Origin of the sequence: Streptomyces sp. NA02950, from assembly GCF_013364155.1 — a bacterium.
Lineage (GTDB): Bacteria > Actinomycetota > Actinomycetes > Streptomycetales > Streptomycetaceae > Streptomyces.
On the sequence record NZ_CP054916.1, the window covers coordinates 3,702,701 to 3,718,544 of the forward strand.

Genomic DNA, 15,844 nt, shown 5'->3' on the forward strand with positions numbered 1-15,844 from the left:
CGCCCCTTGGAACCGGGTCAGCCCGGCGCGAGAGCTTCCCGGCGCAGTGCCTCAAGCACGCGCGCAAGGAGCACTACCTCCGGTTCCATGGACTCGACCGCGACTCGGCCGTCCTCATGCCACCGGTGGAGACGCCGCTTGTACTCGATCTCCGCCCCCGTGGCTTCGGCTCGGATTTCCCCAAGTGCATGGGCCGACTCCATGTGCAGCCTGAAGAGATCCACTGGGGTGATGCGCAAGGGCTCGGCGAATATCGCGGTGCCGGGGTCACTTGTCGAGCGGAGTGGGCCGAGGATGATGAGCTCCACGCACGCTTCCGCGCTGGGATCGTCCACCAGCTCGTCAGCAGGCATCAGCCGTAACAGCACGCGAGGTCTCAGCACTTGGCCGGCACTTCCAGCTCGGCCCACACGACCTTGCCCCAGCGCTTCCGGTCGTATCCCCATCTCCAGCTAAGGGCCTCGACCAGGAGCAGGCCACGCCCCTCCTCGGCATCGTCGTCGGGGCTGCCCAGCTCGGGGCCTTCCCTGCAGGTGTCGGCGACGCCGATACGCACCACGCCCTGGCTGGGACGCGTGACCAGGACACGAACGTTCCGGCACCGGGTGTGGTCGATTGCGTTGTTGACCAGCTCAGCCACGATCTGCACCCCGGCCTCAGCCAACTCGCCTATGCCCCAGGTGCTCAGTGCGGCGGAGACGAGCATGCGGGCCCGGCGAGCGGATTCCGGCTCGCACGGCATCGTCTCGGTGTAACCGGGGGTGCCGGTCGCAGTAGGTCGGGCTGCGGTCATGGTCACAGGAACATCCCTCCGGGGGTGGACGCCCGCCCCCGCGACGGGGTGGCGCAGGGGCGGGCTCTCCTCCATGCCGTCGAGGAAAGGGGAATCAGGACCTCGACGGGCTGCTACCGAGTCAACGGCCTGTGGCCCGTGAGGAACAGGAAAAGTCGTGCCCGCGCTGGCCGCCCCGACCCGGAAGACTTTGCGTTCCCGTGACCTGGGGTCTGGATCAGTCGGTGACCGCCGGTCTACGGTCAGTGGCATGGGAGCGAACGCCATCCTCAAGAGCCGGATGGATGAACTCGAACTCACCCAGGACGAATTGGCTGGTCGGATGAACACTGCGCTGGCAGAGATCACCGGCAGACCCGGCGACGTCTCCGCTCGCACCGTCCGCAACCTGCTCAACGGAACGTCCCGCCGCCCCATCGGCCGTACATGCGCGGCGCTGGAGCGGGTGTTCGGCTGCCCCGTCGAGGACTTAGGGTTCAGCGCACCACGCACCATGCACCACCCGCAGGAGGACCCTGTGCGGCGTCGCACCTTCATCGCCTCGGCCACCGGGACCGCAGCCGCCGCGGCTCCCCTGATCGCCCAGCGCCGCACGGTCGGCATGTCAGATGTGGCTCGGGCCGCCGCCGGGATGAACGCGCTCGTAGAAGCCGACGACCGCCAGGGTGGACACGTGGAGTTGGAGAAGGCGGCGAGGAAGGGCCGTGACGGCGTACTGGAGTTGCAGCAGCGCAACGCCGGTGAACGCGTCCGCCGAGCCCTGTATGCGCTGGCCGCCGAGTACTCCACCATCGCGGCCTGGTCCTGCATCGACGCCCGCAACCTCGATCAGGCGCAACGGCACCTGAACGAATCCGCGACGTACGCCGGCCTCTCCCAGGACGGCCCCACCGAAATGCGAGTGTGGGTCAACCTCTCCATGCTCGCCTACCAGCGCCAGAACTGGCCGGAAGCGCTCGCGGCAGCGCAGGCCGCACAAGCCTCTCCGGCCGCACGACGTGACCCGTTCTTCGACTCCCTGGGTCGCGTCCGCGCCGCACTCGCCTACGCGGCCCTCGGCGATGGCCGCATCGCTGGGCGATCCCTCGGATCGGCCCAGGACGCCTTCACCAAGACTCCGGAACGCGAGCGCCCACGCTGGACAGCCTTCTACGGCCAGGCCGAACTCGATCATCTCGCCGCCATCGTCCACTACAACAGCGGACACCACACCCACGCCGAAGCAATGGCACACCGGGCCCTGGCCAAGATCCCGGAGCCCTTCCGGCGCAACAGGGCGCTCGCAACGGCCCAGCTCGCCCTCGCGCAACTGCACCAGGGCGACGCCGAACAAGCCACAGTGACAGCCGCCGATGTCTTCACGATCATGGACGGCGATCCCATGCCCGGCCGTATGCGCACGCTCATCGGCGACTTCCACCGGGGCCTGTTCGCCCTGTCCCCCTCAGCCTCCTACGCACGAGACTGGGCAGACCGCATGCGCACCGAATGGAGTCGAGCGTGACCGACCTACGTCACTTCCAGCACGGGAACCTCCCCGAGGGCTTCCGGCAGATGCTCATCGACGTACACGCCGACGCCTACGCCGACCAGATGGACGACCCCTTCCACCAGCGCTTCGCCTGGTTCGTCGACCACTGGACCAGCATGGAGGGCTTCTCCTGCGTCCTGGCTTACGACGGAGAGGAGCCCGCCGGCTTCGCCTACGGCGCCCCGCTCACCCCCGGCCGGGAGTGGTGGCGCTCCACGGGCTACGAGCCGAACAACGGCTACACCTCCACCTATGCCGTGTCCGAGGTTATGGTGCGCCCTGGCTGGCGCAAGCAGGGCATCTCCGAGCGATTGCACGAGGCGCTCCTCAAGGAACGTACGGAAGACCTCGCCGTGCTCCTGGTCGACGTCACCCACCCCAAGGTGCAGGAGCTCTATGAGTCGTGGGGGTACGCCAAAGTCGGCGAGCAGCAACCGTTCGCCGACTCACCGGTGTACGCAGTGATGGTCCAAGACCTTCGAGACTGAACCGCCATCAGAGAGCGGCGAGTCGGCCCACTCAAGGCACTCCAGGCCCAGCGTCACGCGACGTGCGGCTGCGTGATCACGGATACGCGTCTACCAAGCGGCTGCCTGCAGCAATCCACGGCGTGTCCTGAACCGACCATCCGTCTGTGGGAATGCGCACGGTGCCGACAGGAGCCCGCTCATCCAGTTCGCGTGCCTCTCGTACCGAGCGAGCATGTGACCACCGTGCTGCGCTACTGCAAGCGGATGGCGGTAAGAGGGGTAACCCGTCTACGCTACTTGTCCCCCCACCTGTCACGGTCCGTCCTACATACCCGACTGCGGTAGATGAGGTGCGCTTGTCTCTGATCCCTGACGGTCTCCCTGAGGCGCATCGATCCATCGCCCAAGAAGCCGACCGCATCCATGAGAGCGCCCTCTGGAGCGCACAAGGCCAATTCGAGCAAGCCAAGTTGTGGCGCCTCATCAACTTGATGCTCGGCGTTCCAGCTGCCGCCTTGGCTGCTGTGTCCGGCGGCACTGCGCTCGCTGGTGACGTTGGTATCTGGCCAGGTGTCCTGGCGCTTGCGGCGGCGGCCTTCAGTGCGACCCTCACGACCGTCAACGCCTCACGGAGGATGACCCAGGCCCAGGCGTCGGCAAACGCCTACCTAGAACTGCAAACGGCAGCCCGCCAGTTCCTCACGATTGACCTGGCCGACCTGACCCGCGAGGAATCGCGGGATGCCCTGCGCGGTCTGACCAACACGCGGGACGAGCTGAACAAGACCTCCGATCCGCCAGGACGCCTGGCCTTCAAGTTGGCCACTCGCAATATCGAGAGAGGCAGACAGACCTACGAAACCGATCAGGTGGTGTGAGTATGGCGCTCACAGTGGCATCTGCCTTCAATCAGTTCGATGACGACATCAAGCCTCGTCAAGCAACCTGGGACAAGGTCTACGAACGGCGCGACGCCGTCGTGAAGGCCCTGCAGAGCGCCTTCCCCGCCACCAGCACCATTACGTACAAGTCAACAAAGATCATCGGCTCCTTGGGGCGCCGTACCGCGAGTCGTCCTGTCAGTGACATCGATTTGCTGACGCACCTGTATGTGGACCCTGACCTATGGAGTCGAAGTTACCGGGATAACTCAACCGACTTCCTCTATCGCGTGCGGCGCAGCCTGAATAACGCTTCCACGGTAAGGAAGATCGGCGCACGGGGTCAGGCAGTGCGACTCTTCTACACCGATGGCCTAGAGGTGGACGTGGCCGCTGTCGTGAAGTATGACAGCGGCGGATACGGCATCCCAGATGGGTCAGGCAGGTGGCTCACCACCGATCCAGTGAAGCACGAGGACCACCTGAATGAAATCAACAACCGAGTAGATGGAGATATCAAGAAGATCATCCGGTTCGCGAAACAGTGGAACAAGGCACACAGTAACTACTTCGGCTCCTTCCACCTCGAAGCCTTGGTCGCTCGCACCTTTGAATGGTCGCTCGGTACCGACTCACGCGACGCCTTGGAAGACTTCTTCCGATACAACAAGGGGAACTTGTCGGTACAAGATCCTGCCGGTTACAGCGGGGATCTATCGGACGGAATGTCGTGGACAACTCGGTTTGCTGCCCAAACAGCGATGGAGCGCGCGTGGGAACGCGCTGTAGCAGCGAATCGAGCCGAGATAAATGGGGACCATAAGGAGGCGATGCGCCTGTGGCGCATCATCCTTGGCGACAAGTTCCCGACCTACGGGTGACCGTTGCATTAGTGGATCGAGCGGTCAACAGCGCCCGAACACCCGGCGAGTAATCCCACTTCAATGACGTCGCCACTACTCCAGTGGTAAACGGTGCGACTGGGGACTAACGAGCGGTGCTCTCGCCGGTTGACAGTAAAGGGCGTCAGCCCTGGGCGGCAACTGCAGCCTGGCTACCGGTAGTTCGTTAAATCCGGCGGTAGAGGTCAATGCCGTGTCCGGTGGTGACCGCGTCGATCAGGGCCTGGAGCTCTGAGGGTGGGTCTGTGTCCGTCCAGGCTCGCCACCACCGGGTGAGGGTGATGGCGGGGGTGAGCCAGGACCGGATGGCCCGTAAGGCCCTGGGCCAGCAGGGCTGTTGGGGCTGGTGGGGTTCGGTTGATCCCCCTCTCTGGCCCGTCGTCGGGGCATGGGTCCGGCGCGGTGGCATCCAGGGGTCCCGGTGGGGCGAACCACTGGTCCCAGCAGAAGGAGAAGGCGCAGTTGACCAGGGTCTGGTGGCGGCGGATGGCGCGGTCGGAGCGGACTTGGAAGTCGGCCCAGCCGAGTTCGTCCTTGATCTGTTTGTAGCTCTGCTCGATCCAGGGCCGCAGTCCGTAGAGGTGGACGATCTCGGCGAGGCCCGCCGGCGGGTGCGGGCCGGTGGCAGCGTGGGGTGTGTCGGGGTGGGGCAGGCTGGTGGCCAGGTACCAGGTGGCCTTCTCCGGCAGGCTGCCCGGATCGGTGGTGGCCACGACCAGCCGGCAGGGAGAGTCGGGGCCGTAGCCGCCCAGGCGGGCATCAGCCGCCCACCAGGTCTCGGTGTGCCCGTCACGGAAGTGACGTTCCACGGGCATCCAGTCGCCTGGATGCCTGGCATCGCGCCAGGCCAGTGAGTGTGCGGCTTCGATGGGGGTGTGCGGCTGGTCGGCCGGAGCCCAGGTGCCGCGGTGCGGCTTGAGCGCGACCACGTAGGCCAGGCCGGCCTCGCGCAGTGCGAGGTACCAGTCGTCGCTGACCGAGTAGGCGCAGTCGGCGACCACCGCCCGGCAGCCGAAGCCGGCCTCCTTCCCTCGGGCCGCGAGGGCAGCGGCCAGCTGTGGTTTCGTGCGGAAGTCCGGGTCGGAGCGGCTGCGGGTGAAGTGGTGGGCGGGGGTGTAGGGAGCCGCGTGCAGCGGGTAGTACACACGGCCGTCGGTCCACACCGTGGTCACCGTGACGATGCCGTTGTCCGTCTTGCCGTACCGGCCCAGCCACTGTCGGCCCACGTGCGCGGTGGCCGTGCCGTCCTTACGGTCCCCGGAATCGTCGATCACGATGACCCCGCCGTCGTGCGGAGCCGTCGCCGACTGCTCACGCAGCAGCTCAAGCCGCCGGTCGTTGACCTGCTCGGCCTCCCAAGGGGACTCGGACAGGAAGAACTGCAGCCGCTGCACCCCCGCCGTCCCCGCACCCGCCACCGGCTCCGCCCCTGCCAGGCATGTGATCGTCTTGTTCCGCTCCCGTGGTGCCAGCAGTCCCGTCAGGTACTCGCGAAACCCCCGCCGCTGAGCCAGACTGAAGAAGAGGTCGTCGAACCGCGCCGCATAGTCCTCCAACGGCCCCGGCGCAGGCGGACACGGACGGCGAGCGGTCATCTTCAGCCCCCAGCCAGGTAGTTGACTCCTACCACCGGCCTACGACCAACCCGGCCTGCCGTCAACCCGCACCACCGCCGGATTTAACGAACTACCGTTACTGAGGTTGAACTCGTGGTGTCGTAGGGGCTGACGGCTCGTCGTCTGTGCGGTATCACCAGGACATGCGGTATCCACAAGGGGGCGGGCTGACCGCCGAACGGCAGCAGTTCCGCGAGGAGTTACGGCTGAAGGCGGCTGAGAGGTTCGCCCAGGGTGAGGCGAGCTCGGTGATCGCCAAGGACTTGCGCGTCAGCGTCCGCTCGGTACAGCGGTGGCGGCAGGTGTGGGACGAGGGCGGTCCGCGGGCTCTGCGGTCGCAGGGGCCGGCGTCGCTGCCGCGACTGAGCGATAAGCAGTTCGCCCAGTTGGAGGCAGAGCTGGCCAAAGGGGCGGCCGCTCACGGCTGGGAAGACCAGCGGTGGACCCTGAGCCGCGTGAAGACGGTGATCGGCCGCCGCTTCCACCTGACCTACACGGTCCAGGGCGTGCGCAAGCTGCTGGTCCGTAACGGATGGTCCTGCCAGGTCCCGGCCCGACGGGCGATGGAGCGGGACGACGATGCGGTGGCCGGGTGGGTCAAGGAGGTGTGGCCCTGCGCGGAAGGCTCGCGGCGGTGAGTGGAGCCTGGCTGGTCTTTGAGGACGAAGCCGGATTCTCCATGACGCCGCCGCAGGCGAAAACCTGGTCCCAGCGCGGCCGGACCCCGGTGGTGCGGGTCCGCGGCCGTTCGCGCAGACGGATATCGATCGCTGCGCTGACCTGCTACAAACCCGGCCACCGGTCCCGGCTGATCTACCGGCCGCGCCGGGACGACGGCCCGCGCGACGGACGCAAAAGCTTCTCCTGGCGCGAGTACCGGGACCTGCTGATCGCCGCCCACCAGCAGCTCGGCGGCCCGATCGTTCTCGTCTGGGACAACCTGAACGTCCACAAAGCCGCCGACCTGCGGGAATGGGCGGCAGTCCGGGACTGGCTGACCATTTACTACCTGCCGCCCTACGCACCCGACCTCAACCCCGTCGAAGGGATCTGGTCACTGCTGCGGCGCGGTTGGCTTTCCAACGTCGCCTTCAGCACTCCCGAACACCTCGTCCACCGCATCCGACGCGGCTTACGGCACATCCAGTACCGCAGCGACCTCATAGACGGCTGCCTCGCCGAGACCGGCCTGACCATCCGACCCGCCTGAGCACCCCAGCGACATCACGAGTTCAACCTCAGTAGCGGTAGTTCGTTAAATCCGGCGGTGGTGCGGGTTGACGGCAGGCCGGGTTGGTCGTAGGCCGGTGGTAGGAGTCAACTACCTGGCTGGGGGCTGAAGATGACCGCTCGCCGTCCGTGTCCGCCTGCGCCGGGGCCGTTGGAGGACTATGCGGCGCGGTTCGACGACCTCTTCTTCAGTCTGGCTCAGCGGCGGGGGTTTCGCGAGTACCTGACGGGACTGCTGGCACCACGGGAGCGGAACAAGACGATCACATGCCTGGCAGGGGCGGAGCCGGTGGCGGGTGCGGGGACGGCGGGGGTGCAGCGGCTGCAGTTCTTCCTGTCCGAGTCCCCTTGGGAGGCCGAGCAGGTCAACGACCGGCGGCTTGAGCTGCTGCGTGAGCAGTCGGCGACGGCTCCGCACGACGGCGGGGTCATCGTGATCGACGATTCCGGGGACCGTAAGGACGGCACGGCCACCGCGCACGTGGGCCGACAGTGGCTGGGCCGGTACGGCAAGACGGACAACGGCATCGTCACGGTGACCACGGTGTGGACCGACGGCCGTGTGTACTACCCGCTGCACGCGGCTCCCTACACCCCCGCCCACCACTTCACCCGCAGCCGCTCCGACCCGGACTTCCGCACGAAACCACAGCTGGCCGCTGCCCTCGCGGCCCGAGGGAAGGAGGCCGGCTTCGGCTGCCGGGCGGTGGTCGCCGACTGCGCCTACTCGGTCAGCGACGACTGGTACCTCGCACTGCGCGAGGCCGGCCTGGCCTACGTGGTCGCGCTCAAGCCGCACCGCGGCACCTGGGCTCCGGCCGACCAGCCGCACACCCCCATCGAAGCCGCACACTCACTGGCCTGGCGCGATGCCAGGCATCCAGGCGACTGGATGCCCGTGGAACGTCACTTCCGTGACGGGCACACCGAGACCTGGTGGGCGGCTGATGCCCGCCTGGGCGGCTACGGCCCCGACTCTCCCTGCCGGCTGGTCGTGGCCACCACCGATCCGGGCAGCCTGCCGGAGAAGGCCACCTGGTACCTGGCCACCAGCCTGCCCCACCCCGACACACCCCACGCTGCCACCGGCCCGCACCCGCCGGCGGGCCTCGCCGAGATCGTCCACCTCTACGGACTGCGGCCCTGGATCGAGCAGAGCTACAAACAGATCAAGGACGAACTCGGCTGGGCCGACTTCCAAGTCCGCTCCGACCGCGCCATCCGCCGCCACCAGACCCTGGTCAACTGCGCCTTCTCCTTCTGCTGGGACCAGTGGTTCGCCCCACCGGGACCCCTGGATGCCACCGCGCCGGACCCATGCCCCGACGACGGGCCAGAGAGGGGGATCAACCGAACCCCACCAGCCCCAACAGCCCTGCTGGCCCAGGGCCTTACGGGCCATCCGGTCCTGGCTCACCCCCGCCATCACCCTCACCCGGTGGTGGCGAGCCTGGACGGACACAGACCCACCCTCAGAGCTCCAGGCCCTGATCGACGCGGTCACCACCGGACACGGCATTGACCTCTACCGCCGGATTTAACGAACTACCGGTAATGCTCTGTGTCAGCTCGGTGACCTGCTCGTAGACGGTGCCCTGCTGTTTCATGAGCTCGCGGATCCTCCGCTGAGCTCGGTCCACTGCTGTCCGTTCTCGGCCGTCGAACAGGGAGCCGATCTCGGTAGCGGAATGCGACGTCAGCTCGCGGCATAGATACATTGCCATCTGCCGCGCGACCGTGGCCACTCGTCCGCCATCGCGCCCACGTAGAAGCTCATCCGCGACTCCGAAATAGTCACCTGTAAGCTCGATAACAAGGTCACCCGTGACAGCACCCTGCGGATCTGATACAGCAACCCCCGAAAACATGTCACTGAGAACTGAATTCGTTAGCTCGATATCCACCTCCCGCCGATTAAGAGCAGCGAACGCGGCCACCCTAAGCACAGCACCCTCCAGTTCGCGGATGCTTCGCCGAATTCGAGCAGCGATGAATTCCAAGACCTCGACTGGCGCATTCAGCTGCTCCCGCATCGCCTTCTTGCGCAGGATCGCGATCCGCGTCTCCAGCTCCGGCGGCTTAATGTCGGTGACCAGACCCCACTCGAAACGTTTTCTCAACCGCTCATCCACCGTCAGCAACTGCTTGGGCGGCCGATCACTGGACAGGACAATCTGCTTGTTCGCATTGTGTAGCGTGTTGAACGTGTGGAAAAACTCCTCCTGCGTCACCTCCTTGTCCGACAGGAACTGAACGTCGTCCACGAGTAGGATATCGACGTCGCGATACCGATTACGGAAGGCGTCAGTCTTGCCATCACGAATTGAGTTGATGAACTCATTAGTGAACTCCTCCGAGCTCACACATTGAACTTTCACCCCTGGGTACAGGCTGCGAGCATAGTTCCCGATTCCGTGAAGCAAATGTGTCTTACCGATACCCGACTCGCCATAAATAAACAGGGGGTTATACGCCTTCGCCGGCGCTTCGGCGGCAGCAACGGCGGCCGCATGCGCAAAGTGATTTGAGGCGCCGACGACGAACGTCTCAAATAGATACTTCGAGTTCAGTCGCGGGTTTGAGACTGGGGCGTGCCTCGACGTAGACACACGGTTTTCAAAGTACTCTCCGCCTACCTTCTGTAGCAGGGTTTCTTCAGCGGACACTGCCTCATCCTCTACTTGGCCCTGTCGCGCCTCGCCACGTTCAGGCGTGTCTGTCCGCTCCGTCAGATTGTCGATTGCGTCCAGCTGCCGTTCCAGCACCTCGCATCTCGCCTCGGCACGGAGTCGCAGAGTGTGTGCCTCCCTCAGCTCTTCTTCGAGGATCTCTACCTGCGCTAGAAGCTCAGCCCGTTCGTCCCGCAGATCACCGAGTTGGTCTTCGTGTAGCTGCAGAGCGCTCCGCGTCTCGGAACGATCCCGGTCGTGATCGGCATGAAGTTGTCCGATCTGCACCTCAAGATCAGCAGCACGGTGTTGCGCGTCGAGCAACGCATCGGTGAGCGCACGCTCGCGGACGGCCGAACGCCTGACCTCTCTGTCAGCGTCAGCAAGCTGATCTTCCAGTAACTGCAGCTTCTGCGCTGTGGATCCGCTCACAGCCAGCGCCTTGCGATGCAGTTGACGCAACAGTTCCATCGCCTCAGGCGTCGGGGCAGCTCCCTGTTCCTCCGCGACATCGTGCATCAAGTCGCTGACGAACTCCCAAGGTGGTATCCGCGTCCGGTTGAGGTATCGGGAGACAGACCCTGCGTCTCTGTGCCGACGCGCCGCATAGCGACGAACGCTAACCCTCAGACCATCGAACATGCTTCTCAAGGCTTTGGCGAGCGCACGCGAATCATCCGGCAGTTGCCTTACCAGCGGCTCAAGACTCGTCACAAGCTGCCCTCCCGTCGGTGTTGCAGCAAGTGGCAACTGTGCCTGCTACCGCAACACTTCCTACACGCCGCAGCCTTGATCGTGTCCCACGAAAAACCAATCAGGGAGGCTCGGCATGCGAAACCCTAACCTCGATCGTTCATGAGGGGTCGTCAGTTTGCTGGCGGACTCTTTGTGGTGGGGGTTTCGGCGTCTGGGCAGGCTGACGGCCCGGTTGTCGCGTCGGGTGGGCGCCGGGTTCCACGGCTCCGGTCGGGGGTGGTGCTGCTCGCAGGGACGGGAACGTGCCGGTCAGCCGGGGTTCGGGAGGACGCGGAGCCGGTCCAGGGCATCGCTGATCACGTCGGCCCAGGGCCAGTGCCTGGCCAGGCGGAGGTAGCGGCGGCGGCCGGTGGTGATGAGCTGCGCGGCGGCGGAGAACAGCCGAAGCCGAAGGCGGCGGGGCTCCCACAGGCGGGCCTTGCCGGTGAGAGCGAGCAGGGGCATCCAGGCCAGCAGGTCCAGGGCGATCTGGACGATCTCCAGCCAGATCTGGTTCTGTGCGGCGCCATGGTGGGGAAGGTTGCGCAGGCCGGTGGCGCGGGCGGCGCGGATGCGGTCCTCAGCACGGGCACGCTGGCGGTGGCGCAGTTCAAGGGCGGCGATCGCCTCGCCCGCTGTGTTGGTGGCAAAGCAGGTCAACCGCATGCCGTCGGCGTCGGTGAAGCGCAACTGGGCACCGGGGTGCGGCCGTTCCTTCCGCACGATCAGCCGCAGCCCGTTGGGCCAGCCGGTCAGGCAGTCGCCGCCGAGTTCGGCAACCCAGGCGCCGTCGCGGATGTCGCCGTCGGGTTCGACGGCCGGTGTCCAGGCCGAGGCCGGGACCTTCAGGACGGCCTGGTGGATGGCGTCGGTGATGGTCATGCCGACCGAGTACGACAGCCACCTTCCGCGCCGGGCGAGCCAGGCGACGAACTCGTGGGTGCCTCCGCCGGAGTCGGTACGGATCAGCGTCTGCCGGCCGCGCCGGAGCCGTTTCGGCAACTGGGCCAGGGCCAGTCTGGTGGCCTCGATGTGGTCGGCGGCGGTGTTGGAGCCCGCGTTGCCGGGCCGCAGCAGGCCCACGACCGGCTCGCCGGACCCGCTGCGGCCGTGGTCGACGAATCCCATCAGCGGGTGGTGGCCGAACGTCTTCTTCCAGGTCGCGGCTGCGTCCTGCTTCTCGGAGTGGGCCAGGACGAGGACGCCGTCGATGTCCACGATCACCTGCCCGCCCGTGTCCGGCGCTGCTTCACCGGCCAACCGCCATACGCGTTCGCGTACTTCAGCACGGGCGGTGCGCAGTGCTGCCAGGACCCGCTGTCCGCCCGACGCCAGCGTGTTGATCAGCCGGGAGACCGTGGGGTCGGAGGCTACCGGCCCGAACACGGCCGGCTCAGCCCGCAGCAAGCCCACGTCGGCCAGGCAGTCCCCGCCGAGTGCCACCGCGAGCGCGACATCCAGCAGGATCTTGCCCGGATCGTGCACCGCCCGGGCCTTCCGCCACGGCTCAAGCGCCGCCGATATCGCCGTGTCGAGACCGGACTTGCGGATCGTCTCGACCAGCAGCACGGCCCCGGCCTGCGAGACGACCCCACGACCGCCGCCCTCGACGCGGACACGCGGGTAGGACCCGATACGCTTCTTCACCTGGAAAGTGCCTCCGGCGGTGGCGGGAACAAGGACCTCAGCAATCCTCATTCTCGCTGGTCAGAGGCACTTTCTGCTTTCTTGATCACCAGTCGGACAGCCCGCCTCGTGAAAGCGCGAGGCTAATCCCCGCGTCGATCTCGTCGCCTTCGTATCGGTACTGCTGACGGGAGTGGTTCTGATCGCGTGCAAGGTTCGGCCTGAGGCGGTCTCAACTGTTGCCCTAGGACTCTCCACCCTGTACGCCGCCTGGCGACGACCCAGCACGGAGAACCACCGAACCGGGAGCACCGACCACAAGGCGAGCCAAGACACCAAGCATGGCGGAACCTTGGAGCCGGGGGTCACGATGCCGGCCGAGTCCCGCAAGCTGCTGACCGCGCCGTCCAAGGATGCAGGAACTCCACCGGCAGGCCCGCGGCTCCGTACGTCGAGGCATGAGGTACACGCCGAGGGAGACAGCGTCGGCGGCGTCTGCAACTGTTCAGTGCCGGAGTGATTGGAAAGTGGTGAGGCGTGTCGCGAAAATGGTTGACGGCACGCCTAACCATGAGGGTGAAACGCGTGAGCGATGCGTGAGCGCACTGCCGCGGACAGGCCATCCAGCACCGGACAGAGCGCCATGCCGTGTGACGCTGATCAGTAAGAACAGCACCACGCGGCACAGCCAGGCCCCCCGGGAAAGGATCCAATCCCACTCCTAAAGCGGGTGTCGCAGGTTCGAATCCTGCCGGGGGCACAGTGTCTGACCAGGCACGGAGCTTCAAACAGCCCCTCGGAGTGATCTCCGAGGGGGCTGCTTTCGTGTGTGCGGGGACGTAACGCTAGGCGACATCCTGGTTACGGGGTTTTCTACCGACCCCACGGGGGCGTCGGCGGCCTCCTGCTCGAACTGGGGCATCAGCGAGGTGTAGGTGTCCGTGTGGCTCGCGATCACCCCAACCGGAGAAGTGACCGCTCACCTCGCGGCGGGAAGTACCTCCAAGGTCACCTGGATCAGTCTGGATGGCGCCGCCTGCCGTCTGGACGCACCCGACGAGGTTGACTGAGTCGAGCCCGTCACCGCCCGGCAGCGGTCTGGCTGGCCCTCCATTCAGGAGCCTCGGGCGTGTCCTGGAACTCCAGGAGGTGCTGCCCGGCGAGCCGCTGCAGGGCGGCGCGTACGTCTGCCGGTGTGACGTAGAAGAACTCCCGGCGTAGGTTCACCCGGTTGACGCGGCGGGACTCGAACTCCTGGTGCAGGCGGCGTTCCAGGCCGACGGCGTCCTCACTGAAGATCAGGGCGTGTACGTCGAAGCGGAAGGGGACGGACGCGTCCCCGAGTTCGATGACGCGGTCCATGGGATCGAGGCGCCGGGTCATACCGATCTTGACCATGCGTTCGCCGAACGCTCCGACGTTGGAGATGACGTAGACGTATCCGGCCCGGATGTTGGCCTCGCGGGCCTCGACCGCCTCCAGTTCGGCGCCCAACTCGGCGAGTTTTCCTTCAAGTTCGGCGATGGCGGCCTCGTCGCCGGTGCCGGAGCGCAGGCGGCGCAGGGCGCCCTCGTAGTGGCTGCGTTCCTTCTCCAGCCGCTGCCGCTCGCGCTCGATCTCGCGCTGCAGGCGCTCCTCCTCGCGCTGCTGGGCTCGTAGCTCTCGCTGCTCCTCCCGCTCGGTCTCCTTCCTCACCAGGTAGTCCGCCGTCAGCTCCAACTCCTGGACCCGCAGCTGGTGGTAGTCATCGCCGATGCGGATCTGCATGGTGGCGCCGAGCCGGGCGATCGACTCCCGCGTCTTGCCGAGCCGGTCGATCAGCGAGTCGAGCCGGTGCGGCTTCATGCCGCGCACTGCGTTGTCCGCCTCGGCGTTGTACGCGCGCAGCATCAGCTTGGAGAAGTCACGGACCATCTTGCGGCCCTTGGCAGCTGAGCCGTCCACCATCCAGTACTGGTTCCCGAGCACTGCCCGATCGTCCCTCGCCAACTGCTTATAGCGGGCCTTGAGACTGTCGAGCCGGTCCTTGTAGGCGAGCGCGTCGGCGAGCGGATGGCGGTACTCGTAAATGCCGGCCTCTTGCAGCATCCGCGTCTCATCGGTGAGCACCAGATCCCGGCGCGCGGCCGTGAGGCGCTGTTCGGCCTCCGCCATCTGGCGAGCCATGTCGTCGGCTTGGCGGCGCACGTCAACCAGGGACTGCGCGGCGCTCTCGGCGGCGTGCTCTATCTTCTCGTCGAGCAGAGCGTCGATCCGTCCGATCTCTTGGAGCTTCTCCTCATGCGCGCGGCGCAGTCGCTGCTGCTCGGCGGCTATCTGAGCGCTGTCGGCTCCGATGAGACGACTCAATTGCTCCGTCAGGTGACGGTTGTCTTCCTGTAGTCCGCGTACCTGTGTCTCCATCAGCGCCAGCTCGCCCGCCAGACGCGCCGCCTCGGACTCCGCTTGCCTACGGCGCCGGCCGAACAGACCCCCACCTGTGGCCGGGACCGTGGCCTGGGGACCGTAGGGGGACTGCTGAGGAACGGGTGCGCTCGGCTGCGGCACGGCCCCTTCCGGGATCCAGATCTGCCAGCCTGGGGGTGTGGGCCATGCGGGATCCGGTTCCCAGCCCGGTGGCGGGCTCCACCCCTCCGGCGGGGCGGGCCAGGTGGGCGGCGGGTTGAACCGGTAGGTCATGGGGCAACGACTCCTGTCGCGAGGGCGAGAGACGGCCGGCGTAACCCCGATGCCGTCCGGCAGCCAGCGGGCCGAGTCGAACGTACTCGGCCTTGTAGACCTTCGTCTTGCCATCTCCTGTTTTTGGCCCTCCTGGCAGCAGATCCGACGAGGTGGGTGAGCCGCAGGGAGCCGTTAGACTCCGGCCGCTGTCAGGACGGCCCTCCGCCGGTAGCGAAGTGCCCTTCGTCCTCGAGGGACCGGTCCGGTGCCCCCGGGCACGGCCGACCGCCCCTGACGCACCGGGTGAAGGTGAAGCGAAGGTGGCCACCCCTCTGTCCGCGGACAAGTTCCTGTCCGTTGTCAAGAACGCACGACTTGGCATTGTCGAACACGGATCCTGGCGCACCCACAACCGCGACCAGCACGGCAACTGGGGCCCCGTGAACGGGGTGATGATCCACCACACGGGCGCGTACTCCTCCGCGTCTTGCGCCTCCCCCTGGCCACGCCGCGCGCCCGCGACCTGTGGCACGAGGTCGCCCCCCTGCAGTCGGCCCGGAACGGATTCAGCACACATGAGGCCGGGAAACCCTGGGAACCTGCAAGAACCACCGAGACATGTTTCTCCAGGTCAAACGCGGTCATGGTGGAGTTTCCCCAGGTCACGACCTTGATCAGAGAAAACTCCTAAAGCGGGTGTCGCAGGTTCGAATCCTGCCGGGGGCACCAG

General features: G+C 66.3%; 13 protein-coding genes, 1 tRNA gene and 1 pseudogene. 9 read left to right on the plus strand and 6 right to left on the minus strand.

The genetic code is table 11. The annotated features are described in order from the left end of the window. Nucleotides 1-17: 17 nt before the first annotated feature. Both HUT19_RS15820 and HUT19_RS15825 read right to left on the minus strand, forming a co-directional pair. The gene (locus HUT19_RS15820; RefSeq protein ID WP_254885594.1) at nt 18-308 is read right to left on the minus strand and encodes a hypothetical protein; all 291 of its coding nucleotides are present in this window, start codon (nt 306-308) and stop codon (nt 18-20) included. A 68-nt stretch (nt 309-376) separates the two neighbouring features. Then, nucleotides 377-793: an ATP-binding protein gene (locus tag HUT19_RS15825; RefSeq protein ID WP_176181113.1), complete on the minus strand. Its 417-nt coding sequence runs from the start codon at nt 791-793 to the stop codon at nt 377-379. A 250-nt stretch (nt 794-1,043) separates the two neighbouring features. Between HUT19_RS15825 and HUT19_RS15830 the strand changes: the two genes are divergently transcribed. The 4 genes from HUT19_RS15830 to HUT19_RS15845 all read left to right on the plus strand — a co-directional run bounded on the left by HUT19_RS15830 (nt 1,044) and on the right by HUT19_RS15845 (nt 4,556). Then, the gene (locus tag HUT19_RS15830; protein ID WP_176181114.1) at nt 1,044-2,297 is read left to right on the plus strand and encodes a helix-turn-helix transcriptional regulator; all 1,254 of its coding nucleotides are present in this window, start codon (nt 1,044-1,046) and stop codon (nt 2,295-2,297) included. Then, nucleotides 2,282-2,812, plus strand: coding sequence for a GNAT family N-acetyltransferase (locus HUT19_RS15835; protein WP_176181115.1), 531 nt, complete (start codon nt 2,282-2,284; stop codon nt 2,810-2,812). The genes HUT19_RS15830 and HUT19_RS15835 overlap by 16 nt, the downstream gene beginning before the upstream one ends. A gap of 338 nt (nt 2,813-3,150) precedes the next feature. After that, on the plus strand, nt 3,151-3,672 hold the full coding sequence (locus HUT19_RS15840) for an SLATT domain-containing protein (RefSeq protein WP_254885596.1): 522 nt from the start codon (nt 3,151-3,153) through the stop codon (nt 3,670-3,672). 2 nt (nt 3,673-3,674) lie between these two features. Next, nucleotides 3,675-4,556, plus strand: a complete 882-nt coding sequence (locus HUT19_RS15845) for a hypothetical protein (protein ID WP_176181116.1) — start codon at nt 3,675-3,677, stop codon at nt 4,554-4,556. A gap of 206 nt (nt 4,557-4,762) precedes the next feature. Here HUT19_RS15845 and HUT19_RS15850 read toward each other — a convergent pair whose 3' ends face one another. Continuing rightward, complete coding sequence (locus HUT19_RS15850; protein WP_254885339.1) at nt 4,763-6,133, minus strand: IS701 family transposase; 1,371 nt, start codon at nt 6,131-6,133, stop codon at nt 4,763-4,765. Nucleotides 6,134-6,336: 203 nt separating this feature from the next. Here HUT19_RS15850 and HUT19_RS15855 point away from each other — a divergent pair, with 203 nt between their 5' ends. From HUT19_RS15855 to HUT19_RS15865, 3 genes are all read left to right on the plus strand, one after another. Further along, the gene (locus HUT19_RS15855; RefSeq protein WP_176178559.1) at nt 6,337-6,831 is read left to right on the plus strand and encodes a winged helix-turn-helix domain-containing protein; all 495 of its coding nucleotides are present in this window, start codon (nt 6,337-6,339) and stop codon (nt 6,829-6,831) included. Between the two features lie 41 nt (nt 6,832-6,872). Then, nucleotides 6,873-7,403 (plus strand): transposase, encoded by a 531-nt coding sequence (locus HUT19_RS15860; RefSeq protein WP_254886173.1) that lies wholly within the window; start codon nt 6,873-6,875, stop codon nt 7,401-7,403. A 171-nt stretch (nt 7,404-7,574) separates the two neighbouring features. Continuing rightward, complete coding sequence (locus tag HUT19_RS15865; protein WP_254885339.1) at nt 7,575-8,945, plus strand: IS701 family transposase; 1,371 nt, start codon at nt 7,575-7,577, stop codon at nt 8,943-8,945. A gap of 40 nt (nt 8,946-8,985) precedes the next feature. Here HUT19_RS15865 and dnaA read toward each other — a convergent pair. Together dnaA and HUT19_RS15875 are read right to left on the minus strand one after the other, a co-directional pair. Next, nucleotides 8,986-10,149: pseudogene (gene dnaA, locus HUT19_RS15870) on the minus strand (chromosomal replication initiator protein DnaA); the annotation flags it as partial. Between the two features lie 948 nt (nt 10,150-11,097). Next, nucleotides 11,098-12,474, minus strand: a complete 1,377-nt coding sequence (locus HUT19_RS15875) for an IS1380 family transposase (protein WP_176178549.1) — start codon at nt 12,472-12,474, stop codon at nt 11,098-11,100. A 671-nt stretch (nt 12,475-13,145) separates the two neighbouring features. On the opposite strand from HUT19_RS15875, the gene HUT19_RS15880 reads away from it, so the two are divergent. Then, nucleotides 13,146-13,213, plus strand: a tRNA-Phe gene (locus HUT19_RS15880). Nucleotides 13,214-13,533: 320 nt separating this feature from the next. On the opposite strand, the gene HUT19_RS15885 is transcribed toward HUT19_RS15880, so the two are convergent. Next, nucleotides 13,534-14,541, minus strand: coding sequence for a DUF4041 domain-containing protein (locus HUT19_RS15885; RefSeq protein ID WP_250087122.1), 1,008 nt, complete (start codon nt 14,539-14,541; stop codon nt 13,534-13,536). Between HUT19_RS15885 and HUT19_RS43030 the strand changes: the two genes are divergently transcribed. Then, on the plus strand, nt 14,533-14,835 hold the full coding sequence (locus tag HUT19_RS43030; protein WP_254885599.1) for a hypothetical protein: 303 nt from the start codon (nt 14,533-14,535) through the stop codon (nt 14,833-14,835). The two genes, HUT19_RS15885 and HUT19_RS43030, sit on opposite strands and share 9 nt — an antisense overlap. Nucleotides 14,836-15,844 lie beyond the last annotated feature (1,009 nt).

What these genes read in the sequence shown, in the direction of transcription:
- HUT19_RS15825 (WP_176181113.1), bottom strand. Translation starts at nt 793, where the DNA reads ATGACCGCAGCCCGACCTACTGCGACCGGCACCCCCGGTTACACCGAG.
- HUT19_RS15830 (WP_176181114.1), top strand. Translation starts at nt 1,044, where the DNA reads ATGGGAGCGAACGCCATCCTCAAGAGCCGGATGGATGAACTCGAACTC.
- HUT19_RS15835 (WP_176181115.1), top strand. Translation starts at nt 2,282, where the DNA reads ATGGAGTCGAGCGTGACCGACCTACGTCACTTCCAGCACGGGAACCTC.
- HUT19_RS15845 (WP_176181116.1), top strand. Translation starts at nt 3,675, where the DNA reads ATGGCGCTCACAGTGGCATCTGCCTTCAATCAGTTCGATGACGACATC.
- HUT19_RS15855 (WP_176178559.1), top strand. Translation starts at nt 6,337, where the DNA reads ATGCGGTATCCACAAGGGGGCGGGCTGACCGCCGAACGGCAGCAGTTC.
- HUT19_RS15860 (WP_254886173.1), top strand. Translation starts at nt 6,873, where the DNA reads ATGACGCCGCCGCAGGCGAAAACCTGGTCCCAGCGCGGCCGGACCCCG.
- HUT19_RS15885 (WP_250087122.1), bottom strand. Translation starts at nt 14,541, where the DNA reads ATGCTGCAAGAGGCCGGCATTTACGAGTACCGCCATCCGCTCGCCGAC.